We start from the raw sequence: 19,755 nt of genomic DNA on the forward strand, positions 1-19,755 counted from the left end.
CTCACACGTCTTTGCGGATCGGCTCTTCGACTTTCTGTGCCTGCACGTCGATGGTGTGCGGCTGGTTCACCGAGGCCTGTGGCTGTACCGGTGGCACCGGTTGGGCCGGGTTCGCATTCGGGTCAGCCGGTTTTTCGTCGTCGTTCATGGCTTTCTTGAAGCCCTTGATCGATTCGCCGACGTCAGTGCCGAGGTTTTTCAGTTTCTTGGTGCCGAACACCAGTACCACGACAACCAGGATGACGATCCAGTGTTTCCAGTCAAAAATGCCCATGCTGCTGCTCCTCTCTAATAGTTATTCAGGCGGACGGGCGCGAGGCTTTCTCGGCGTGTCCGGAGAGACCGAAGCGACGGTCCAGTTCATCGAGTACAGCCTGTGGATGCTGCCCCAATTGGGCGAGCATGACCATGCTGTGGAACCACAAATCGGCGGTTTCGTAGATCACATCGCTGCAGTCGCCGCTGACGGCGGCATCCTTGGCGGCAATGATGGTTTCGACCGACTCTTCGCCGACTTTTTCCAGAATCTTGTTCAAACCCTTGTGATACAGGCTGGCGACATACGAGCTGTCGGCGGCGGCGCCTTTGCGCTCTTCCAGTACTTCGGCCAGACGGGTCAGTGTGTCACTCATGTGTGTGCCCTGCGCAGTAGATGGCGTGCGGATCTTTGAGCACCGGGTCGACCGTTGTCCAGTCGCCGTTTTCAAAAACGCGGTAGAAGCAGCTCTGGCGGCCGGTATGGCAGGCGATGTCGCCGACCTGCTCGACCATCAGGATGATGACGTCGGCGTCGCAGTCCAGACGCATCTCGTGCAGGGTTTGCACATGGCCAGACTCTTCGCCCTTGCGCCACAGCTTGCCACGGGAGCGCGACCAGTAGATTGCGCGGTTCTCGGCAGCGGTCAGTTCCAGTGCTTCGCGGTTCATCCAGGCCATCATCAGGACGCGCCCGGTCTTGTGATCCTGGGCAATCGCCGGCACCAGGCCGTCGGCGTCCCACTTGATCTCGTCCAGCCAGTTTTTCATCTTCGACTCCGACAGCGGGCTCGACACTTCAATAGTCGAGCTCAGGCGTTGAAACAGTGTGCCAGTCGTTCAGCCAACTGGCTATCGGCGCACGACCAGATACAAGCCGACCGCCATCATGATGCCGGCCGGCCAGTAAGCCAACTGGTTCAGCGGGCCGCCAGCAGCAAGGATGGCGCCCCCGGCCAGGTGCGCCGTGCCGAGCAGGCGCAGGAACCAGTCATCGCGGCGTCGGTGCCACGCTGGCGGCGGGTCGTAGGCGTGGGGTTGGGACATGCGTTCGAGCAGGTCGCGGGCCATGTTGGCCAGGTGCGGGATCTGTTCGAACTGGCTGTGCACGTTGCCGAGCAGGGCTTTGGGGCTGACGCGCTCGCGCATCCAGCGTTCGAGGAACGGCTGCGCGGTGTTCCACAGGTCGAGGTCCGGGTACAGCTGGCGGCCCAGGCCTTCGATGTTCAGCAGGGTTTTTTGCAGCAGGACCAACTGCGGCTGCACTTCCATGTTGAAGCGGCGCGCAGTCTGGAACAGGCGCATCAGCACCTGGCCGAAGGAGATATCCTTCAGCGGTTTTTCGAAGATCGGCTCGCACACGGTACGGATCGCTGCTTCGAATTCGTTGAGTTTGGTTTCCGCCGGCACCCAGCCCGAATCGATGTGCAACTGCGCCACGCGACGGTAATCGCGCTTGAAGAAGGCGAACAGGTTGCGCGCCAGGTAATCCTGGTCCTCCGGGGTCAGGCTGCCGACGATGCCGCAGTCGATCGCAATGTACTGCGGGCTCCACGGATTCACGGTGCTGACGAAAATGTTGCCGGGGTGCATGTCGGCGTGGAAGAAGCTGTCACGGAACACCTGGGTGAAGAAAATCTCCACACCACGCTCGGCGAGCATTTTCATGTCCGTGCGCTGGTCGGCCAGGGTCGCCAGATCGGTAACCTGAATACCGTAGATGCGCTCCATCACCAGCACTTTCGGCCGGCACCAGTCCCAATAGACTTGCGGCACGTACAGCAGCGGCGAACCGTCGAAGTTGCGCTTCAACTGGCTGGCGTTGGCCGCCTCGCGCAGCAGGTCGAGTTCGTCGTAGATGGTTTTTTCGTAATCGCTGACCACGTCCACCGGGTGCAGCAGGCGCGCATCGGCCGAGAGTTTTTCGGCGGCGCGAGCGAGGATGAACAGCCACGCCAGGTCTTGGGCGATCACCGGTTTAAGGCCAGGGCGGATCACCTTGACCACCACTTCTTCACCGGTTTTCAGTTGCGCGGCATGCACCTGCGCCACTGAGGCCGAGGCCAGCGGTTCGACGTCGAAACGGCTGAACACGTCGCTGATTTTCTTGCCCAGCTGTTCTTCGATCAGCTTGATCGACACTTGCGAGTCGAACGGCGGAACGCGGTCCTGCAGCTTCATCAGTTCGTCGGCGATGTCTTCGGGCAACAGATCGCGGCGGGTGGACAGGATCTGCCCGAACTTGATGAAAATCGGCCCCAGGTCCTGCAACGCCAGGCGCAAGCGCGCGCCACGGCTGAGGTCCAGGGTCTTGCGCGGGAACCAGCGCCACGGCAGGACATAACGCAGCGCCCGCAGGAACCAGGGCAGTGGCAGGGCGAACAGCAGGTCATCGAGGCGGTAGCGGATCACGACGCGCTGGATGCGCAACAAACGGCGGACGGCAAGCAGCTTCATGCGTTATCGCTTGGGTCGAGGGATCGGGAAAGGCGCTCGAAACGCGCCTCGAGACGTTCCAGATCGAGCTTGATCTGGTCCAGCTCACTGAATCGGGCTTCGGCTTCGCGCTGGCCGACGAGGGTGCGCGATTCTTCTGCCAGGTATTCGCCCAGGTTCTGGCCCAGGCTGGCAAAACCTTGCTGATACCAGCGGGCGCGGCTGCGCAGGTGACCGCCGAGCAGTTGCGTGGCCACCGGCCCCAGCCAGCGCGAGAGTTCGTACTCCCAGTCCAGCTCCAGGTCCTGGAGGATCGCCGCCAGTTCCAGAAGCACGCCGCTGTCGCCGTCGAGTTCGACTTCAGGGGCGTGCAGAACAGAAGTCTTGTCCTTGCTCATGGCCAGTTTCAACAGGCTCGAGGCCGGTGCACGCAAGGTGCAGTCGGCGCCGGTTTCCCACTGGGAAGCGAGCATCAGGCCTTCGTCGCTGGGCAGGATGAACAGTTGCAGCGCCGGGCTGCGACAGTCGACGGCAATCACTCTGCCGCTCAAATGCGCCAGCCGCGGCAGCGCCGTGCTGTCGAGACGCAGCACCCGGTTCAGGCCGAGTTCAACGCTGGCGAGCAGGCCGGCGAGCAGCATCAGGGCTTGATGCCGCGGTGCAGGGCAACGATGCCTGCGGTCATGTTGTGGTAGGTCACGCGGTCGAAACCGGCCTCGACCATCATCGACTTCAGGGTTTCCTGGTTCGGGTGCATGCGGATCGATTCGGCCAGGTAGCGATAGCTTTCCGAGTCGTTGGTGATCAGCTTGCCCATCAGCGGCATGAAGGCGAACGAGTAGGCGTCGTAGGCCTTGGACATCAGCGCGTTGGTCGGCTTGGAGAATTCCAGCACCAGCAAACGGCCGCCAGGCTTGAGCACACGCAGCATCGAGCGCAGGGCATCTTCCTTGTGGGTCACGTTGCGCAGGCCGAAGGCGATGGTCACGCAGTCGAAATGGTTGTCCGGGAACGGCAGTTTTTCCGCATCGGCCTGGACGAATTCGACGTTGCCGGCCACACCGAGGTCCAGCAGGCGGTCACGACCGACCTTGAGCATGGATTCGTTGATATCGGCCAACACGACCTGGCCGGTCGGGCCTACCAGATGCGAGAACTTGCGGGTCAGGTCGCCGGTACCGCCGGCGATATCCAGCACGCGGTTGCCGGTGCGCACGCCCGACAGTTCGATCGCGAAACGCTTCCACAGACGGTGCATGCCGCCCGACAGAAGGTCGTTCATCAGGTCATATTTGGCGGCTACCGAGTGGAAAACCTCAGCGACTTTTTCCGCTTTCTGGCTTTCCGGAACGTTTTTGAAGCCGAAGTGAGTGGTGGGTTCGGCATCGCTGCCTTTGCGCTGATCAGTCATATCGCTGTCACCAAAAGAGAATGCGCGACATTCTAATCCCCAAGGCATGCTTTGTCTTGGCAAGGCTGAAGGTAAGATGGGTAACCATCGGGACGTTTTGACGCAGCAGGGGTCAAGATGCCTCGGGAAAGCATCCATAAAGCAGGAGTCATTTGATGGCCCGTATTAGTGTTGAACGTGCCCATGGCCTGGGTAAGGAAGCGGCTCGCGAGAAGGCCGACAAGCTGGCGCAGAAACTTTCCGATCAGTATGGCCTGGAGCCGCAGTGGTCCGGCGATACCCTGAATCTCAAGCGCTCGGGTGTGAAGGGCGCGGTGCATGTCAGTGAAGATTCGATCAAGGTCGACGTGGAACTGGGCCTGATGATGTCGGCCATGAGTGGCATGATCAAAGCGGAAATCGAAAAGGCGCTGGATAAGGTCTTGGTCTGATTTTCTGGCTGAAACGAGATCCCCCTGTGGGAGCGAGCTTGCTCGCGATGACGGAGTGTCAGCCGACATTGATTTCGACTGATCAATCGCTATCGCGAGCAAGCTCGCTCCCACATTTGTTTTGTGGTGCACCTGACCTTTCATGTCATTTGTTAGGGTGCCGTTTCTAATTTTTCTCCCTACTTTGTGCCAGAGCCCGACACTTATCCGGGCAGTTCCTCAAACCTTCTGCGCGTGAGGTGCACCATGGCCAAAGTTATTTTGAAGAAAAAAACCGACCCGTCGACCGGCACGCTGAGCGACGTCAAATCCTATGCCCGCAAGATCTGGCTGGCAGGCCTGGGCGCCTACGCCAAGGTCGGTCAAGAGGGCAGCGAATACTTTCAAGAGTTGATCAAGGCTGGTCAGGTTGTTGAAAAGAAAGGCAAAAAAGTAGTCGCCGAGAAACTGGAAGCGGCCAATGCCGAAATCGATGAAGCCAAGAGTGAAGTCAGCACTTTCAAAGGCCGCGTCGAAGTTCAACTCGAGAAGGTCGAGAAGGCGTTCGACACGCGTGTCGCAAGTGCCTTGAATCGTATCGGCATTCCGTCTAAACATGACGTTGAGACACTCTCTGCTAAGCTCGATGAGCTGACGGCATTGCTCGAACGTGTCGCGCGTAAATCTTAAGGAGAACGGGATGGCTGTTAAAAAGAAAACCGAAAAAGAAGGCAGCTCGTGGATCGGGAAGGTTGAAGATTACTCCCGAAAAATCTGGCTGGCTGGTTTAGGCGTGTACTCGAAGATCGACACTGACGGCAGCAAGCTCTTCGATGCATTGGTTAAGGACGGCGAGAAAGCCGAGAAGCTCACCAAGAGCGCTGTTGGCAAGACAGTCGACGCCGCCAAGGACTCTGCTTCCTCGGCCAAGTCGCGCATCAGCGGCGTGAAAGATCGCGCACTGGGCAAATGGGATGAGCTGGAAGGCGCCTTTGACAAGCGTCTGAACAGCGCCATTTCGCGTCTGGGCGTACCGAGCCGCAACGAAGTGAAGGCACTGCACAGCAAGGTCGAAACACTGACCAAGCAAATCGAAAAACTGACCGGTGCCAAGGTTGCGCCTGTTGCGGCGAAAACCGCGGCGGCCAAACCTGCTGCCAAGCCGGCCGCCAAAACCGCAGCCAAGCCACTGGCAAAAGCAGCGGCCAAGCCTGCTGCTAAAACCGCGGCAGCCAAACCTGCAGCGGCCAAGCCAGCAGCCAAACCAGCCGCTAAACCGGCTGCCAAGCCTGCAGCAAAACCAGCTGCTGCCAAGCCAGCGGCCAAACCCGCTGCGGCGAGAAAACCTGCAGTGAAAAAGCCGGCAGCTCCAAAAGCCGCCGCGCCAAAACCAGCAGTGGCAGCTGCCAAACCGGCAACGCCGGCAGCTCTGGTCAGCGCATCGAACTCCGCTGCCGCGCCAACCCCTGCTGTCACCCCGACTACCGCGCCAGCTCCATCGACGCCAACCAGTCAATCCTGATTCTCAGGGCTCTAGAAAACGCCCGGCCTGTGAAGGTCGGGCGTTTTTGTTTGTGCGCGAATCTCTGAGCGACACAAGCCCACTGTGGGAGCGAGCTTGCTCGCGATGAGGCCACCACATTCAACATTGATGTTGGCTGGTCCACCGCCATCGCGAGCAAGCTCGCTCCCACAGGGGTTCAATGTGCTCAGGGTTACTCGTGCTCTTCCAGGTACTCCATCGCCATCTGCTCAGTCGCGACCTTGATCGGTGGCAGCAAGTGTGGCGCCACCAGCATCATGATCTGGTAAACCACCAGCCGCACCTCGCCTTCGCGATCGAGAATCCGCTGGTAATCCAGTGAGAACAGCAGCGTCAGGGTGATCTGCTCCACCAATTGCCCCAGTGCCTGGGTATCGCTGACCAGCAGTCCTTGTGCCTTCAGTCGCGCCAGCAACGACGCCAGTGTGCGCTTGAGTGCATTGAGCAGGTTGCGAATGCCCTTGGCCAGTTTCGGCAGGCGTCCGGCGAGGTTCGACAGGTCCTGGAAGAGAAACCGGTAGTGGGACAGGCGTTCGACGATCAGGTGTAGGAACAGCCAGTAGTCTTCCGGTGCCAGTTCGACATCGGCCGGTGGGTCGAGCAAGGGGGTCAATTCGCCCTGAAAGCGCTCGAACAGCCCGAGAATCAACGGTTCCTTGCCGTGGAAGTGGTAGTAGAGGTTGCCCGGGCTGATGCCCATTTCATTGGCAACTTCCATGGTGGAGACATTCGGTTCGCCCTTTTGATTGAACAACTGCAGGGCACATTCGAGGATCCGGTCGCGGGTTTTCATCCAGTCTTCTTAATGATCGGGTCTTGCCACGGCCGGCAGAGGCCGTGGCGCGTTGAACGTCAGCGCACGCGCACATAAGTACCGGGTGCTGCCTCCATCGGTGGATAGTTCTGGTTGCCGAGCGCCATGTGGGTTTCCTTCTGCGCGCCGGAACGTTCCTGAATCCAGCTCAGCCATTGGGTCCACCAACTGCCGTCGACATGCTTGGCGTCGTAGTACCAGGCGCGGGGATCGCTGCTCAGTTTGCCGTTCTCGACGTAGTTGGCTTTCGGGTTGCTCGGCGGGTTGAGGATGCTCTGCACATGTCCGCTGTTGGACAGCACGAAGCGCCGCTCGCCACCCAGCAACAGCGTTGAGCGATACACCGCATCCCACGGTGTGATGTGATCGTTGATGCCAGCGACGCTGAAGCTGTCGACGGTGACCTTCTGCAAATCGATCGGCGTGCCACACACTTCCAGCCCGCCCGGGTGGGTCAGCGGGTTGTGCTTGAAGAAGTCCAGCAGGTCGCCATGCAGGGCGGCCGGCAAACGCGTGTTGTCGTTGTTCCAGTAGAGGATGTCGAACGCCGGTGGCTCCTTGCCCAGCAGGTAGTTGTTGACGAAGTAGCTCCAGATCAAATCATTGGGGCGCATCCAGGCGAAGACCTTGGCCATGTCGCGGCCGTCCAGCACACCTTTCTGATAGGAGCGGCGCTTGGCTGCCTCCAGAGTCTGTTCGTCGGCGAACAGCGAAACGGGGCTGTCCAGCTGGCTGTCGAGCAGGCTCACCAGATAGGTCGCGCTGGACACCCTGCGCAGCTGCCGCTTGGCCTGCAAGTGACCTTGCAACGCGGCAATGGTCAGCCCGCCGGCGCAGGCGCCCATCAGGTTGACCTCGCGTGCGCCGGTGATCGCCCGGCAGACATTCAAGGCCTCTTCCACGGCTTCCACGTAGGTCGAGAGCCCCCATTCGCGGTGACGCACATCCGGATTGCGCCAACTGATCATGAAGGTTTGCAGGCCGTTTTTGAGGGCGTACTGGACGAAGCTGTTGTGCGGGCTCAGGTCGAAAATGTAGTACTTGTTGATTTGCGGCGGTACTACCAGCAGGGGCTTGGAATACTGCTTTTCGCTCATCGGCTTGTACTGGATCAGCTCCAGCAGCTCGTTGCGAAACACCACGGCACCGGTGGTGGTGGCGACCGTCTTGCCAACCTCGAACGCTTGCTTGGTGACTTGCCGTGGCAGGCCATCGTTGTGCAGCAGATCGTCCACCAAATGACTGATGCCACGCACCAGGCTGTTACCGCCGGAATTGAAGAGCTCCTTGACCGCCAGTGGATTGAGCAGGGTGTTGGAGGGCGATACGGCGTCGTTGAGCAGGGCGAAAGCGAAGTGGGCGCGGGCGCGGTCGTCCGGGCTCATGTTGCTCTCGTCGATCCAGCTCTTGACCTGTTTCTGCCAGCTCAAATAGGCCTGCAGGCTGCGGCGATAAAATGGGTTGAGGCTCCACGCCGGGTCGGCGAAGCGAGCGTCCTGCGGGTTGGTCGGGTGCAGGGTTTCACCCAGCAGCACACGGCCAAGCTGACCACCGAGCTTGAGGGCATGTCGGGCGCTGTGCACCGGATTGCGCAAGCCATGGGCGGCCACCCTGCGCAGGGTCGACAACAGATCCCGGCCGCGCAGGCCGGTAATCGCACTCTGTGCATTGATGAACGCGGCGGGAGTCGGTAGGGAATCCCTCGCTGGTTTCTCGCGCATGAGTCAACACTCCTTCGTCTTCAGGCCAAAAACAAATACACCGAACCAGAACACCATAGACGCTGTAACGGGTTGTTGCGCGGTGTGGCGTCCTGCCGACCGCTGAGGCAGTGGTTTAGCCGCCCAATGGCGCCGGACGCGGATGCATCACCGCGCGCTGGCGCTCCTCTTCCAGGAATTTCATGATGATCGGGGCCACCGCTTCGGCCCGGGTAATCAGGAACAAATGCCCGTCATCGATGATGTGCAGCTGGGCGTTGGGAATCCGCCAGGCCAGCAAGCGCATGTTGACCAACGGGATCAGTGGGTCATCGTCGCCGGCCAGTACCAGGGTCGGTTGGCGGATCTTGTGCAACCAGTGAATGCTGGTCCAGCCGAGGCCGGCGAACAGCTGCCAGTAGTAACCGAGCTTGCCCGCCGAACGCACCTTGGCCGCATGGCTCGCGGCCAGCGTCGGGTCGCGACGGAACGCGCCGCCGTAGATCATCGGCGCAATGCGGATCACGTGGGATGGCTGGATGTAACGTCGAGGGCTGGCCATCATCCACAGCACTTTCGGCTTGCCCGGCACCATCACCGCACCCGCCGCCGTCGCCGCCAGTACGAGTTTCTTGCAGCGCTCCGGATAGTCGTAGGCGAATTGTTGGGCCAGGGCGCCACCCCAGGACACGCCGATGACGTTGACCTGCCCGTAGTCGAGATAGTCGAGCATCCGCGCCGTGAGTTTCGCCAGCCCCGGAAAACGATACGGCCGGTTCGGCGTCGACGAACCACCGACACCGGGTACGTCGAAGGCGATGACTTCCAGGTCCGGATCCAGCGCCGCGATGAACGGGAACACCAGCTCCAGGTTGGCGCCGATACCGTTGAAAATCAGCAGGGGCGTCAAGTGAGGCTTGCCGGGGCGTACCGCCGTGCGGAGCGTCTGGCCATCCAGATCGACGGTACGGAATATGAAGGGTTGCGGCATGCTTCTGGCCCTGTGGGTCGCTTTCTTGAATTCTTCCCTGATCCCCTGTAGGAGCGAGCTTGCTCGCGAAAAACGTGAGGGCAACGCGTTATCCAAGCAGCACGCGTTATCGTTAACGTCCATCGCGAGCAAGCTCGCTCCTACAGGGGCGGGGTGTATCAGTTACCGCTCATGCACATAGGTGCCTGGCGCCGCTTCACCCGCTGGATAGGCCTTGTTGCCCAGTTTCAGCGGAGCCTTTTTCAGGTTGCCCGAACGCTGCGCCTGCCATGCCTGCCAGTGCAGCCACCAGGAGTCGGCATGCTTGGTCGACTCTTCCTGCCAGTCATCGGCATTGGTGGGCATTTCGGTGCTGGTCATGTAACGCGATTTCGGATTGCCCGGCGGGTTCAGAATGCTCTGGATGTGCCCGCTGCTGGACAGCACGAATTCAACATTGCCGCCGAACAGTTGCGCCGACTTGTAGCAGGAACGCCACGGGGTGATGTGGTCGTTGGTGCCAGCCAGCGAGAAGATGTCGGCGGTGACTTTCTTCAGGTCGATCGGCGTGCCGCACACTTCCAGTGCATCGGCACGGGTCAACGGGTTACTTTTGAACATCTCGATCAGGTCGCCGTGGAACGCGGCGGGTAATCGGGTGGTGTCGTTGTTCCAGAACAGAATGTCGAACACCGGCGGTTCATTGCCCAACAGGTAGTTGTTGACCCAGTAGTTCCAGATCAGGTCGTTGGGGCGCATCCAGGCGAAGATTTTCGCCATGTCGCGGCCTTCGAGGACGCCGGCCTGGTAGGAGTGGCGCTTGGCAGCTTCGAGGGTTTTCTCGTCGACGAACAGGGCCACGTCGCTGTCCAGGGTGGTGTCGAGCACGCTGACCAGCAGGGTCAGGGCATTGACCTTGTTCTCGCCGATTGCCGCGTAGTGGCCCAGCAGTGCGGTGCAGGTGATGCCACCAGAGCAGGCGCCGAGCATGTTCACGTCTTTGCTGCCGGTAATGGCGGTGACCACATCGACCGCTTCCTTGAGCGCTTCGATATAGGTCGACAGGCCCCACTCACGCTGCTCCTTGGTCGGGTTGCGCCAGCTGACGATGAAGGTCTGCACGTTGTTGCGCAGGCAGAACCGCGCCAGGCTCTTGTCCGGGCTCAGGTCGAACACGTAGAACTTGTTGATCTGCGGCGGTACCACCAGCAGTGGGCGTTCATGCACCTGCTCGGTGATCGGCTTGTACTGGATCAGCTCCAGCACGTCGTTGCGAAAGACCACCGCACCCTCGGTCACGCCAAGGGTCTTGCCGACCTCGAAGGCGCCCATGTTGACCTGGCTCGGCATGCCGCCGTTGTGCACCAGGTCCTTGGCCAGGTGCGAGAGACCATCGAGCAGGCTTTTACCGCCGGTTTCGAAGAAGCGCTTGACCGCCGCGGGGTTGGCCGCCGTGTTGGTCGGCGCGAAAGCTTCGGTCATGAGGTTGATCACGAAGTGCCCGCGACTGACATCCTTGGCTGGCAGGTTACTGTCGTCGATCCAGTCGTGGAGTTCCTTGCGCCACGCCAGGTAGGTTTGCAGATAACGTTTGTAGAGCGGGTTCTGGCTCCAGGCCGGATCCGCGAAGCGACGGTCATCGCTGGTCGGTTGCAGCTCGGATTTGCCGAACAGTACGTTCTTGAGTTCAAGGCCGAAATGCGCAACATGCTTCGCGCTGTGCACTGGTTGCCTGATGGCCTGCCTGAGTACCATGCGAGCAGATGCCAGTAGATCCTTTCCACGCAGCCCAACGACAGGATTCAGCCCCAAGGTGTTTTCCGAGGCCTGATACTTCAAGTCATCGTTATTCTGTTTACTCATCTACGACGCTCCATTGTCCTGAGACGAGTACCGGGTCCTGCTGTGTAGTCACACAGCCAATGCCAGGTACTACTGCTCGGGGTGACCGTTAATACTGCATTGCTGCTTTTTTAATGCAGAGAGCACTGCAGGGAACTTGCCAGTTCCATTGGTTACCCGAGTTTAATTTTTTTCGCAAGCAGGCCAGTCGGTGGCCCTGAAGCGGAGCATTCAAACAGATGAAATTAGAAAATGCCCTCTAAAGAGCAAGAGGCTCGGATTAGAGCATCAGCTTGACGACGGATTCGTTCGGGTCGCGGGTTTTTCCGGCGGCTTTGAGCTCGGCCAGATAATCTTCCCAGAGTGCGTCATAACGTCGCCCCAGCTCGTAGAGGTATTCCCAGGTGAACAGGCCACTGTCGTGACCGTCATCGAAGGTCAGTTTCAGTGCGTACTGACCGGCCGGTTCTACCTTGGTCAGGCCGACGTTGATCTTGCCAAATTGCAGGATGGGTTTGCCGTGGCCCTGGACCTCGGCGGAAGGCGAGTGCACGCGCAGGAACTCGGCGGGCAGGGTGTATTCCTCGCCGGACGCGTATTTGAGCGTCAGGGTTTTCGAGGCTTTGTGCAGCTTGATGTCGGTGGGGAGTTGGGTCATGGCGGGTCGTCCGTCTATGTGGAACGTTCTGTAGGAGCTGCCGCAGGCTGCGATCTATTGATCTGGTTTTTGAAGCAAGATCAAAAGATCGCAGCCTGCGGCAGCTCCTACAAGTGTTTCGTTCTCACAGGAGAGTAGGTGACCTACAGGATATAACGGGACAGGTCTTCGTTCTGCGCCAATTCGCCCAAGTGGCTGTTGACGTAGTCGGCGTCGATCTGGATCACCTTGCCGTCATGGACGCTGGCCAGGTCGCCGGCGCTGAACGACACCTCTTCGAGCAGGCGCTCGAGCAGGGTGTGCAGTCGACGGGCACCGATGTTTTCGGTTTTCTCGTTGACCTGCCAGGCGATCTCCGCGATGCGCTTGATGCCGCTCGGCTGGAACTCGATGTCCAGGCCTTCGGTTTTCAGCAGTGCGCAATATTGCTCGGTGAGCGAGGCGTGCGGTTCGCTGAGGATGCGCTCGAAATCTTCCGGGCTCAGGGCCTTGAGTTCAACACGAATCGGCAGACGACCTTGCAGTTCTGGCACCAGGTCGCTTGGCTTGCTCAGGTGGAACGCACCGGAAGCAATGAACAGGATGTGGTCGGTCTTGACCATGCCCAGCTTGGTGTTGACGGTGCAGCCTTCGATCAGCGGCAGCAAGTCACGCTGCACGCCTTCGCGGGACACATCGACGCCGCCGGAATTGCCACGCTTGGCGACCTTGTCGATTTCGTCGATGAACACGATGCCGTGCTGCTCGACCGCTTCCAGGGCCTTGGCCTTCAACTCTTCATCGTTGACCAGGCGGCTGGCTTCTTCGTCGCGAACCAGCTTGAGCGCTTCCTTGACCTTGAGCTTGCGGCTCTTGCGCTTGCCCTTGCCCATGTTGGCGAACAGGCTTTGCAGCTGGTTGGTCATTTCTTCCATGCCCGGTGGCGCGGAGATATCGACGCCGGCCATTTCGGCGACTTCGATTTCGATCTCCTTGTCGTCCAGCTGACCTTCGCGCAGGCGCTTGCGGAACAGCTGGCGGGTGTTGGAGTCGGCAGTCGGGGCGTCGTCGCTGCTGAAACCCATGCGTGCCGGTGGCAGCAGTGCGTCGAGGATGCGCTCTTCTGCAGCGTCTTCGGCGCGGTGGCGAACCTTGACGATTTCCTGCTCGCGCAGCAGCTTGATCGCGGCATCGGCCAGGTCACGAATGATCGATTCGACGTCGCGGCCGACATAGCCGACTTCGGTGAACTTGGTCGCTTCGACCTTGATGAACGGTGCGTTGGCCAGTTTCGCCAGGCGACGGGCGATCTCGGTTTTACCGACACCGGTCGGGCCGATCATCAGGATGTTCTTTGGCGTGACTTCAACGCGCAGCTCTTCAGGCAGCTGCATGCGGCGCCAGCGGTTGCGCAGGGCAATGGCGACGGCGCGCTTGGCATCGTCCTGGCCGATGATGTGGCGGTTGAGTTCGTGGACGATTTCACGGGGAGTCATGGACATAGTATTTAGCGGACCTCAAGCAAGAATGAGCCGTGGCGCGAAGGCCAACACGGGCTTACTCGGCGCAGTCCTGCTCCTCAATGGTCTGGGTGTGATTGGTGAATACGCAGATGTCGGCGGCGATGCCGAGGGCGGTTTCGACGATTTCCCGGGCCGACAGATCGGTTTTCTTCAGCAGCGCACTGGCAGCGGCCTGGGCGTAACCGCCGCCGGAACCCATGGCGATCAGGCCTTCTTCGGGTTCAACTACATCGCCGTTGCCGGTGATGATCAGGGAGGCGTCTTTGTTGGCGACCGCGAGCATGGCTTCGAGGCGGCTCAGGGAGCGGTCGGTGCGCCATTCTTTGGCGAGTTCGACGGCGGCGCGCACCAGGTGACCCTGGTGTTTTTCAAGCTGGCCTTCGAAGCGTTCGAAGAGGGTAAAGGCGTCAGCGGTGGCACCGGCAAAACCGGCGATGACCTGGCCGTGGTACAGGCGGCGAACTTTTTTCGCGTTGCCTTTCATCACGGTATTACCAAGGGAAACCTGGCCGTCGCCGCCCATGACGACTTTGCCGTGGCGGCGAACTGAAACGATGGTGGTCAAGGGAAGAGTCTCCACGCTGCGGGGCGAAAATGCCTTATGCCCATTCATATGGGGGTGCTGGAGTGGATTTCAACTGTGGGGCGAGACGAGGGACGAATGGTGCGAATCGAGTTCTGGATATAGTGCCCTTTCAGGCGCATTCGCTGGCAAGCCAGCTCCTACAGGGTTTGTCGAATATTCTGTAGGAGCTGGCTTGCCAGCGAAGAACGATGACGCAGTGGCCCTGACGGGATCAGCGGCTCTGGCGTTGTTGTAACAACAAATTGCTGAAACCGGCACCGGCCAGTTGTTTCTGCGCAGTGGTCAGTTGTTCGCGGTTGCTGAACGGACCGACCAGAACCCGATACCAGGTTTCGTCCTTCACCGTGCCGGACTCAACCGCCACGGCCTGGCCCAGCAGAATGATCTGCGCCCGCACCTTGTCCGCATCAGTCTCTTTGCGGAACGAGCCAGCCTGCAGGAAAAACTTCGTCACAGGCGCAGCCTTGACCGGTGGCGCAGGTGGCGGAGTAATCCCGGCCAAAGCTGCCTGGGCGCGGGCGGTATCGATCTTCGCCGCTTCGGCCGGGGTGACCGGCGTGGTCGGGATGGCCGGTACTTGCGGCGTCGGCAGGGTTTTTTCCGGCACGGCATCCGGCGGCACGATGACTTCCGATTCCGGCAGCAAGGTGTAGAAGTCGTACTTCGGCTTCACCGGCTGCGTCGGGCTCGGCGGGGTCTTGTTGGCCTCGGCGATCTTGCTGGCTTTCTGCTGTTGCTGTTGTTCGACCTTTTCACGCTTGACCGTGTCGCTGCCCTTGCCCGGTTCCAGCTTCATCAGAAATACGATGAAGGCGCCGACCGTCAGGCCGATGGCCATCCACAACCAACCCGGGATCGGTTGCTTTGCAGGAGCCTGGTAACGGCTGGCACCACGCTTGGGTGCAGGTTTTTTCTTGGCAGCCAACTTACATACGCTCCAGAGTTTCCAGGCCCAAGAGTTCCAGGCCTTGCTTGAGGGTGCGTCCGGTCAGCGCGGCGAGGCGCAGGCGGCTCTGCATTTGTGCCGGGGTATCGGCGGCGAGGATCGGGCAGTTCTCGTAGAAGCTGGAGAACAGGCCGGCGACGTCGTACAGATAGGTGCAGAGGATGTGCGGGGTGCCTTTTTCGGACACGTTGTTCAGAATTTCACCGAATTGCGCGAGTTTCGCCGCCAGTTCGTGTTCGTGCGCCGCTTCCAGAACGATCTGGCCGTCGACTTCGCTGAAGTCCTTGCCGAGTTTGCGGAACACGCCGGCCACACGGGTGTAGGCGTACAGCAGGTACGGCGCGGTGTTGCCTTCGAAGTTGAGCATCAGGTCGAAGTTGAAGCTGTAGTCACTGGTGCGGTGCTTGGACAGGTCGGCGTATTTCACTGCGCCGATGCCCACGACCTTGGCGATGTTGCGCAACTCGGCTTCGGCAAGTGTAGGGTTCTTGTCCTTGACCAGGGTGTAGGCGCGTTCCTGGGCTTCGGTCAGCAGGTCGATCAGCTTCACGGTGCCGCCATCACGGGTCTTGAACGGACGGCCGTCAGCGCCGTTCATGGTGCCGAAGCCCATGTGTTCCATTTCCATCGGATGGGTCACGAAACCGGCCTTGTGCGCCACGGCGAACACTTGCTGGAAGTGCAGGGCCTGACGCTGGTCGACGAAGTACAGCGCACGATCGGCCTTGAGCTTGCCGCTGCGGTAGCGCACGGCCGCCAGGTCGGTGGTGGCGTAGAGGTAGCCGCCGTCAGCCTTGACGATGATCACCGGCAGCGGGTCGCCATCGGCGTTCTTGAACTCGTCGAGGAACACGCACTGGGCGCCGTTGCTCTCGACCAGCATGCCTGCCGCCTTCAAATCATTGACCACGTTGATCAGGTCGTCGTTGTAGGCGCTTTCGCCCATTACGTCGGCCATGGTCAGTTTGACGTTAAGCAGTTCGTAGATCTTCTGGCAGTGGGACAGCGAGATGTCCTTGAACTTGGTCCACAACGCCAGGCAGTCAGCATCGCCGGCCTGCAACTTGACCACCAGGCCACGGGCGCGGTCGGCGAACTCTGCGGATTCGTCGAAGCGTTGCTTGGCGGCGCGGTAGAAGTTTTCCAGGTCCGACAGCTCGTCGCTGGTGATCGGGTTTTCCTGCAGATACGCCATCAGCATGCCGAACTGGGTGCCCCAGTCGCCGACGTGGTTCTGACGGATCACGGTGTCGCCGAGGAATTCCAGCACGCGGGCCACGCCGTCGCCGATGATGGTCGAGCGCAGGTGGCCGACGTGCATCTCTTTGGCCAGGTTCGGTGCCGACAGGTCGACCACGGTGCGCTGCACCGGGCCGGCCTTGCGCACGCCGATGTGGGCATCGGCCAGGGCAGCGTCCAGGCGGGTCGCCAGGGCGTCGGTGTTCTGGAAGAAGTTCAGGAAGCCTGGACCTGCGATTTCGGTCTTGGCGACATTTTCGTCAGCCGGCAGCGCGGCGATGATTTTTTCCGCCAGATCGCGGGGCTTCATGCCGGCCGGCTTGGCCAGCATCATGGCGATGTTGCTGGCGAAGTCGCCGTTCTTCTTGTCGCGGGAGTTTTCCACCTGGATCGCCGGCGACAGGCCTTCAGGCAACACACCTTCGTTGACGAGTTGGGTGATGGCTTGTTGGATCAGCTGGCGAATGGTGTCTTTCATGGTCTTCTCTTTCGACCGCAGGCGCGGCGGCGCATCATGCGCTGGTGGAAAAACTGGGCATTATCCGTTGCGAAGACGGGCTTGCCAACCTTAGCAGGCAGGATATGGATGTGTGGTGACAAAAGAGGCAAAGATCGCAGCCTTCGGCAACTCCTGCACGGATTGCGCGTTTCTGTAGGAGCTGCCGAAGGCTGCGATCTTTTGAGCGTTTAATACAAGTCCACAGGATCAACATCCAAAGACCAACGCACCGCCCGCCCGCTCGGCATCTGCTCCAGCACCAACAGCCAACTGGCCAGCAATCGATGCAACGGCGCCCGGGCCGTAGCCTGCAACAACAGCTGCGCACGATAACGCCCGGCCCGTCGCTCCATTGGCGCCGGCACCGGTCCCAGCAATTCAATGCCGGTCAGACCCTGTTCGGCCAGCAAACGTTCGGCCTCGCTGCAGGCTTCATCCAGGAAGCCTTCGGCCTGACCCGGTTTATGCGCCTCGGCCCGCAGCAGCGCCAAGTGCGCAAACGGCGGCAATCCGGCCGCACGGCGTTCGCTCAAGGCCTGTTCGGCAAAGGCGAAATAGCCTTGCTCGGTCAATTGCACCAGCAGCGGATGGTCGGCCAGGTGCGTCTGGATAATCACTTTGCCCGGCTCTTCGGCGCGACCTGCGCGGCCGGCGACCTGGACGATCAGCTGAGCCATGCGCTCGCTGGCGCGGAAGTCGCCGGAGAACAGGCCACCGTCGGCGTCAAGGATCGACACCAGTGTCACCCGTGGAAAGTGGTGGCCTTTGGCAAGCATTTGCGTGCCGATCAAAATGCACGGCTGACCTTTTTGAATGGTTGCGAACAACTGGTTCATCGCGTCCTTGCGCGATGTGCTGTCGCGGTCGACCCGCAGCACCGGATAGTCCGGGAACAGAATCGCCAGGCGCTCCTCGGCCCGTTCGGTGCCGGCGCCCACGGGGCGCAGATCGACCTTGTTGCACTTCGGGCACTGGCGCGGCACGCGTTCGACGTAGCCGCAATGGTGGCAGCGCAACTCGCCGTGACGCTGATGCACGGTCATCCGCGCATCGCAACGCTGGCATTCGGACATCCAGCCGCAGTCATGGCACAGCAGGGTCGGGGCGAAGCCGCGGCGGTTGAGGAACACCAGTACCTGCTGCCCGGCGGCCAGGGTCTGGCCGATGGCTTGTTGCATCGGCCCGGAAATACCGCTGTCCAGCGGGCGGCTTTTGACATCCAGACGCAGGAAGCGCGGCTGTTTGGCGCCGCCGGCTCGCTCGTTCAAGCGCAGCAGCCCGTAGCGGCCGGTGTAGGCATTGTGCAGGCTTTCCAGCGAAGGGGTGGCGGAGCCGAGGACAATCGGGATGTTTTCCTGGCGAGCCCGCACCAATGCCAGATCACGGGCGTGGTAGCGCAAGCCTTCCTGCTGTTTATAGGAACCGTCGTGTTCTTCGTCGATGATGATCAGGCCGGGGTTCTTCATCGGCGTGAACAGGGCCGAGCGGGTGCCGATAATAATGTCGGCCTCACCGTCCCGGGCGGCCAGCCAGGCCTCGAGGCGTTCGCGGTCATTGACCGCCGAATGGATCAGCGCGATACGGGCATTGAAACGCTGTTCGAAGCGCGCCAGGGTCTGCGGACCCAGGTTGATTTCCGGGATCAGCACCAGTGCTTGCTTGCCGGCCTCAAGGGTTTCGCGAATCAACTGTAAATAGACTTCGGTCTTGCCGCTGCCGGTGACGCCGGCCAGCAGGAACGCGTGATAACTGTCGAAGCCGGCGCGAATCGCCTCATAGGCGGCGCGTTGCTCCGGGTTCAGCGGCAGTTCCGGTTGCGCCAGCCAGTGTTCGTGGCGTACGCCCGGGGCGTGGCGGCGGATCTCGACCTGCACCAGCTCCTTGGTCAGCAGCAAATCCAGGCTGTCCTTGCTCAGCATCAGCTTGCTCAGCAACTGATGAGCGACGCCGTGGGGATGCTGGGCCAGCGTGGCCAGGGCTTCGCGCTGGCGCGGGGCGCGGGCGATGCGCGGATCATCGAGGCTGGCGCCCGGCGCGGCGGACCAGAAACGTTCCTGGCGCGTTTCGGCCAGCTCACCCTGGCGCAGCAACACCGGCAGCGCCCAGCTCAAGGTGTCGCCGAGGCTGTGCTGGTAATACTGGGAGGTCCACAAGCACAGCTTGAACAACGCGGGCGGTAGTGGTGGCGTAGCGTCGAGCAGTGCCAGGGCCGGCTTGAGTTTCTCGGCCGGCACTTCGCTGGTGTCGGTGACTTCCACCAGAATCCCGATCATCTCGCGCCGGCCGAACGGTACCCGCAGGCGCATGCCAGGGTGCAACTGGGCGCGCAGGACGCCGGCCGGAGCGCGGTAGTCGAACAGGCGGCGCAGCGGCGAAGGCAGGGCGAGGCGCAGAATGGCGTTGGGCACGCGGGGGGATCTCGGTCGGCGGAAGATAAAAGCGGGGGGTTGCATGTCCCCCTGTAGGAGCGAGCTTGCTCGCGATAGCGCCGTGTCAGGCAACACATATGCTGACTGACACGCCCTCATCGCGAGCAAGCACGCTCCTACAGGGATCGCGTATTGGGCCGGGAGCCTAGCAGACGACTGGTTTCAGGGACAGCTTGCGTGATCAGGATTGTCTGGTAGAATCCGCGGCCTAATTACGTGCGGTATTCAACAATAGTGTTGGGTGGCGGCACGCTAGCCTGAGGAAGACACCATGAAAGCTGATATCCATCCAGAATACCCGGCAGTTGCTGTTACCTGCAGCTGCGGCAACAAGTTCGAAACCCGTTCGACCTTCGGCAAAGCCCTGGCGATCGACGTTTGCAACGAATGCCACCCGTTCTACACCGGTAAGCAGAAGACTCTGGACACCGGTGGTCGCGTACAGAAGTTCGCCGACCGTTTCGGTGCTTTCGGCGCGAAAAAGGCCTAAGGCCGATCAACTTGGGAAGCCGCTA

20 protein-coding genes are annotated in these 19,755 nt (G+C 60.7%); 4 read left to right on the top strand and 16 right to left on the bottom strand.

Annotated elements, in window-relative coordinates:
* Nucleotide 1: 1 nt before the first annotated feature.
* The 6 genes from AC1DXW_RS00565 to ubiE all read right to left on the bottom strand — a co-directional run bounded on the left by AC1DXW_RS00565 (nt 2) and on the right by ubiE (nt 4,102).
* Nucleotides 2–274: a twin-arginine translocase TatA/TatE family subunit gene (locus AC1DXW_RS00565; RefSeq protein WP_108216223.1), complete on the bottom strand. Its 273-nt coding sequence runs from the start codon at nt 272–274 to the stop codon at nt 2–4.
* 25 nt (nt 275–299) lie between these two features.
* On the bottom strand, nt 300–632 hold the full coding sequence (locus AC1DXW_RS00570; RefSeq protein ID WP_007975564.1) for a phosphoribosyl-ATP diphosphatase: 333 nt from the start codon (nt 630–632) through the stop codon (nt 300–302).
* A complete protein-coding gene (hisI, locus tag AC1DXW_RS00575) occupies nt 625–1,026 on the bottom strand; it encodes a phosphoribosyl-AMP cyclohydrolase (protein WP_477752189.1) in 402 nt (133 codons plus the stop codon). The genes AC1DXW_RS00570 and hisI overlap by 8 nt, the downstream gene beginning before the upstream one ends.
* 81 nt (nt 1,027–1,107) lie before the next feature.
* The gene (ubiB, locus tag AC1DXW_RS00580; RefSeq protein ID WP_477752188.1) at nt 1,108–2,712 is read right to left on the bottom strand and encodes a ubiquinone biosynthesis regulatory protein kinase UbiB; all 1,605 of its coding nucleotides are present in this window, start codon (nt 2,710–2,712) and stop codon (nt 1,108–1,110) included.
* Nucleotides 2,709–3,332, bottom strand: a complete 624-nt coding sequence (locus AC1DXW_RS00585; protein ID WP_223457570.1) for a ubiquinone biosynthesis accessory factor UbiJ — start codon at nt 3,330–3,332, stop codon at nt 2,709–2,711. Before AC1DXW_RS00585 ends, ubiB begins: the two co-directional genes overlap by 4 nt.
* Nucleotides 3,332–4,102, bottom strand: coding sequence for a bifunctional demethylmenaquinone methyltransferase/2-methoxy-6-polyprenyl-1,4-benzoquinol methylase UbiE (gene ubiE / locus AC1DXW_RS00590; RefSeq protein WP_007989286.1), 771 nt, complete (start codon nt 4,100–4,102; stop codon nt 3,332–3,334). The genes AC1DXW_RS00585 and ubiE overlap by 1 nt, the downstream gene beginning before the upstream one ends.
* A 155-nt stretch (nt 4,103–4,257) precedes the next feature.
* On the opposite strand from ubiE, the gene AC1DXW_RS00595 reads away from it, so the two are divergent.
* The 3 genes from AC1DXW_RS00595 (at nt 4,258) to AC1DXW_RS00605 (ending at nt 6,034) form a co-directional block, all read left to right on the top strand.
* Nucleotides 4,258–4,533: a polyhydroxyalkanoic acid system family protein gene (locus AC1DXW_RS00595; RefSeq protein WP_429560593.1), complete on the top strand. Its 276-nt coding sequence runs from the start codon at nt 4,258–4,260 to the stop codon at nt 4,531–4,533.
* A gap of 246 nt (nt 4,534–4,779) precedes the next feature.
* Nucleotides 4,780–5,202 carry a phasin family protein gene (locus AC1DXW_RS00600; protein ID WP_477752186.1) on the top strand — a complete coding sequence of 141 codons (423 nt, stop codon included), beginning with the start codon at nt 4,780–4,782 and terminating at the stop codon, nt 5,200–5,202.
* A 10-nt stretch (nt 5,203–5,212) separates the two neighbouring features.
* Nucleotides 5,213–6,034 (top strand): phasin family protein, encoded by an 822-nt coding sequence (locus AC1DXW_RS00605; RefSeq protein ID WP_477752185.1) that lies wholly within the window; start codon nt 5,213–5,215, stop codon nt 6,032–6,034.
* A gap of 193 nt (nt 6,035–6,227) precedes the next feature.
* Here the strand turns inward: AC1DXW_RS00605 and AC1DXW_RS00610 are convergent, their stop codons facing one another.
* The 10 genes from AC1DXW_RS00610 to AC1DXW_RS00655 form a co-directional block, all read right to left on the bottom strand.
* On the bottom strand, nt 6,228–6,848 hold the full coding sequence (locus AC1DXW_RS00610) for a TetR/AcrR family transcriptional regulator (RefSeq protein ID WP_477752184.1): 621 nt from the start codon (nt 6,846–6,848) through the stop codon (nt 6,228–6,230).
* A 59-nt stretch (nt 6,849–6,907) separates the two neighbouring features.
* Nucleotides 6,908–8,590, bottom strand: a complete 1,683-nt coding sequence (gene phaC, locus AC1DXW_RS00615; protein ID WP_477752183.1) for a class II poly(R)-hydroxyalkanoic acid synthase — start codon at nt 8,588–8,590, stop codon at nt 6,908–6,910.
* Between the two features lie 115 nt (nt 8,591–8,705).
* Nucleotides 8,706–9,560: a poly(3-hydroxyalkanoate) depolymerase gene (phaZ, locus tag AC1DXW_RS00620; RefSeq protein ID WP_347910147.1), complete on the bottom strand. Its 855-nt coding sequence runs from the start codon at nt 9,558–9,560 to the stop codon at nt 8,706–8,708.
* A 162-nt stretch (nt 9,561–9,722) separates the two neighbouring features.
* A complete protein-coding gene (gene phaC, locus AC1DXW_RS00625; RefSeq protein WP_477752182.1) occupies nt 9,723–11,402 on the bottom strand; it encodes a class II poly(R)-hydroxyalkanoic acid synthase in 1,680 nt (559 codons plus the stop codon).
* Between the two features lie 259 nt (nt 11,403–11,661).
* Nucleotides 11,662–12,039 carry a gamma-butyrobetaine hydroxylase family protein gene (locus AC1DXW_RS00630; RefSeq protein WP_477752181.1) on the bottom strand — a complete coding sequence of 126 codons (378 nt, stop codon included), beginning with the start codon at nt 12,037–12,039 and terminating at the stop codon, nt 11,662–11,664.
* 143 nt (nt 12,040–12,182) lie between these two features.
* Entirely contained in the window at nt 12,183–13,520 is a 1,338-nt protein-coding gene (gene hslU / locus AC1DXW_RS00635; RefSeq protein ID WP_477752180.1) for an HslU--HslV peptidase ATPase subunit, read from the bottom strand.
* 55 nt (nt 13,521–13,575) lie between these two features.
* The gene (gene hslV / locus AC1DXW_RS00640; protein ID WP_046031180.1) at nt 13,576–14,106 is read right to left on the bottom strand and encodes an ATP-dependent protease subunit HslV; all 531 of its coding nucleotides are present in this window, start codon (nt 14,104–14,106) and stop codon (nt 13,576–13,578) included.
* Nucleotides 14,107–14,338: 232 nt separating this feature from the next.
* Nucleotides 14,339–15,052 carry an SPOR domain-containing protein gene (locus AC1DXW_RS00645; RefSeq protein WP_007975583.1) on the bottom strand — a complete coding sequence of 238 codons (714 nt, stop codon included), beginning with the start codon at nt 15,050–15,052 and terminating at the stop codon, nt 14,339–14,341.
* Between the two features lies 1 nt (nt 15,053).
* On the bottom strand, nt 15,054–16,790 hold the full coding sequence (gene argS / locus AC1DXW_RS00650) for an arginine--tRNA ligase (RefSeq protein ID WP_477752179.1): 1,737 nt from the start codon (nt 16,788–16,790) through the stop codon (nt 15,054–15,056).
* Between the two features lie 209 nt (nt 16,791–16,999).
* Nucleotides 17,000–19,219 (bottom strand): primosomal protein N', encoded by a 2,220-nt coding sequence (locus tag AC1DXW_RS00655; RefSeq protein WP_477752178.1) that lies wholly within the window; start codon nt 19,217–19,219, stop codon nt 17,000–17,002.
* A 292-nt stretch (nt 19,220–19,511) separates the two neighbouring features.
* Between AC1DXW_RS00655 and rpmE the strand changes: the two genes are divergently transcribed.
* Entirely contained in the window at nt 19,512–19,730 is a 219-nt protein-coding gene (rpmE, locus tag AC1DXW_RS00660) for a 50S ribosomal protein L31 (RefSeq protein ID WP_007975586.1), read from the top strand.
* Nucleotides 19,731–19,755: the final 25 nt, after the last annotated feature.

The organism is Pseudomonas sp. P4_C4 (assembly GCF_056402055.1).

Excerpts from the sequence above, each read along its gene's own strand:
- AC1DXW_RS00565 (WP_108216223.1), bottom strand. The coding sequence starts at position 274 with ATGGGCATTTTTGACTGGAAACACTGGATCGTCATCCTGGTTGTCGTG.
- AC1DXW_RS00570 (WP_007975564.1), bottom strand. The coding sequence starts at position 632 with ATGAGTGACACACTGACCCGTCTGGCCGAAGTACTGGAAGAGCGCAAA.
- hisI (WP_477752189.1), bottom strand. The coding sequence starts at position 1,026 with ATGAAAAACTGGCTGGACGAGATCAAGTGGGACGCCGACGGCCTGGTG.
- ubiB (WP_477752188.1), bottom strand. The coding sequence starts at position 2,712 with ATGAAGCTGCTTGCCGTCCGCCGTTTGTTGCGCATCCAGCGCGTCGTG.
- AC1DXW_RS00585 (WP_223457570.1), bottom strand. The coding sequence starts at position 3,332 with ATGCTGCTCGCCGGCCTGCTCGCCAGCGTTGAACTCGGCCTGAACCGG.
- ubiE (WP_007989286.1), bottom strand. The coding sequence starts at position 4,102 with ATGACTGATCAGCGCAAAGGCAGCGATGCCGAACCCACCACTCACTTC.
- AC1DXW_RS00595 (WP_429560593.1), top strand. The coding sequence starts at position 4,258 with ATGGCCCGTATTAGTGTTGAACGTGCCCATGGCCTGGGTAAGGAAGCG.
- AC1DXW_RS00600 (WP_477752186.1), top strand. The coding sequence starts at position 4,780 with ATGGCCAAAGTTATTTTGAAGAAAAAAACCGACCCGTCGACCGGCACG.
- AC1DXW_RS00605 (WP_477752185.1), top strand. The coding sequence starts at position 5,213 with ATGGCTGTTAAAAAGAAAACCGAAAAAGAAGGCAGCTCGTGGATCGGG.
- AC1DXW_RS00610 (WP_477752184.1), bottom strand. The coding sequence starts at position 6,848 with ATGAAAACCCGCGACCGGATCCTCGAATGTGCCCTGCAGTTGTTCAAT.
- phaC (WP_477752183.1), bottom strand. The coding sequence starts at position 8,590 with ATGCGCGAGAAACCAGCGAGGGATTCCCTACCGACTCCCGCCGCGTTC.
- phaZ (WP_347910147.1), bottom strand. The coding sequence starts at position 9,560 with ATGCCGCAACCCTTCATATTCCGTACCGTCGATCTGGATGGCCAGACG.
- phaC (WP_477752182.1), bottom strand. The coding sequence starts at position 11,402 with ATGAGTAAACAGAATAACGATGACTTGAAGTATCAGGCCTCGGAAAAC.
- AC1DXW_RS00630 (WP_477752181.1), bottom strand. The coding sequence starts at position 12,039 with ATGACCCAACTCCCCACCGACATCAAGCTGCACAAAGCCTCGAAAACC.
- hslU (WP_477752180.1), bottom strand. The coding sequence starts at position 13,520 with ATGTCCATGACTCCCCGTGAAATCGTCCACGAACTCAACCGCCACATC.
- argS (WP_477752179.1), bottom strand. The coding sequence starts at position 16,790 with ATGAAAGACACCATTCGCCAGCTGATCCAACAAGCCATCACCCAACTC.
- rpmE (WP_007975586.1), top strand. The coding sequence starts at position 19,512 with ATGAAAGCTGATATCCATCCAGAATACCCGGCAGTTGCTGTTACCTGC.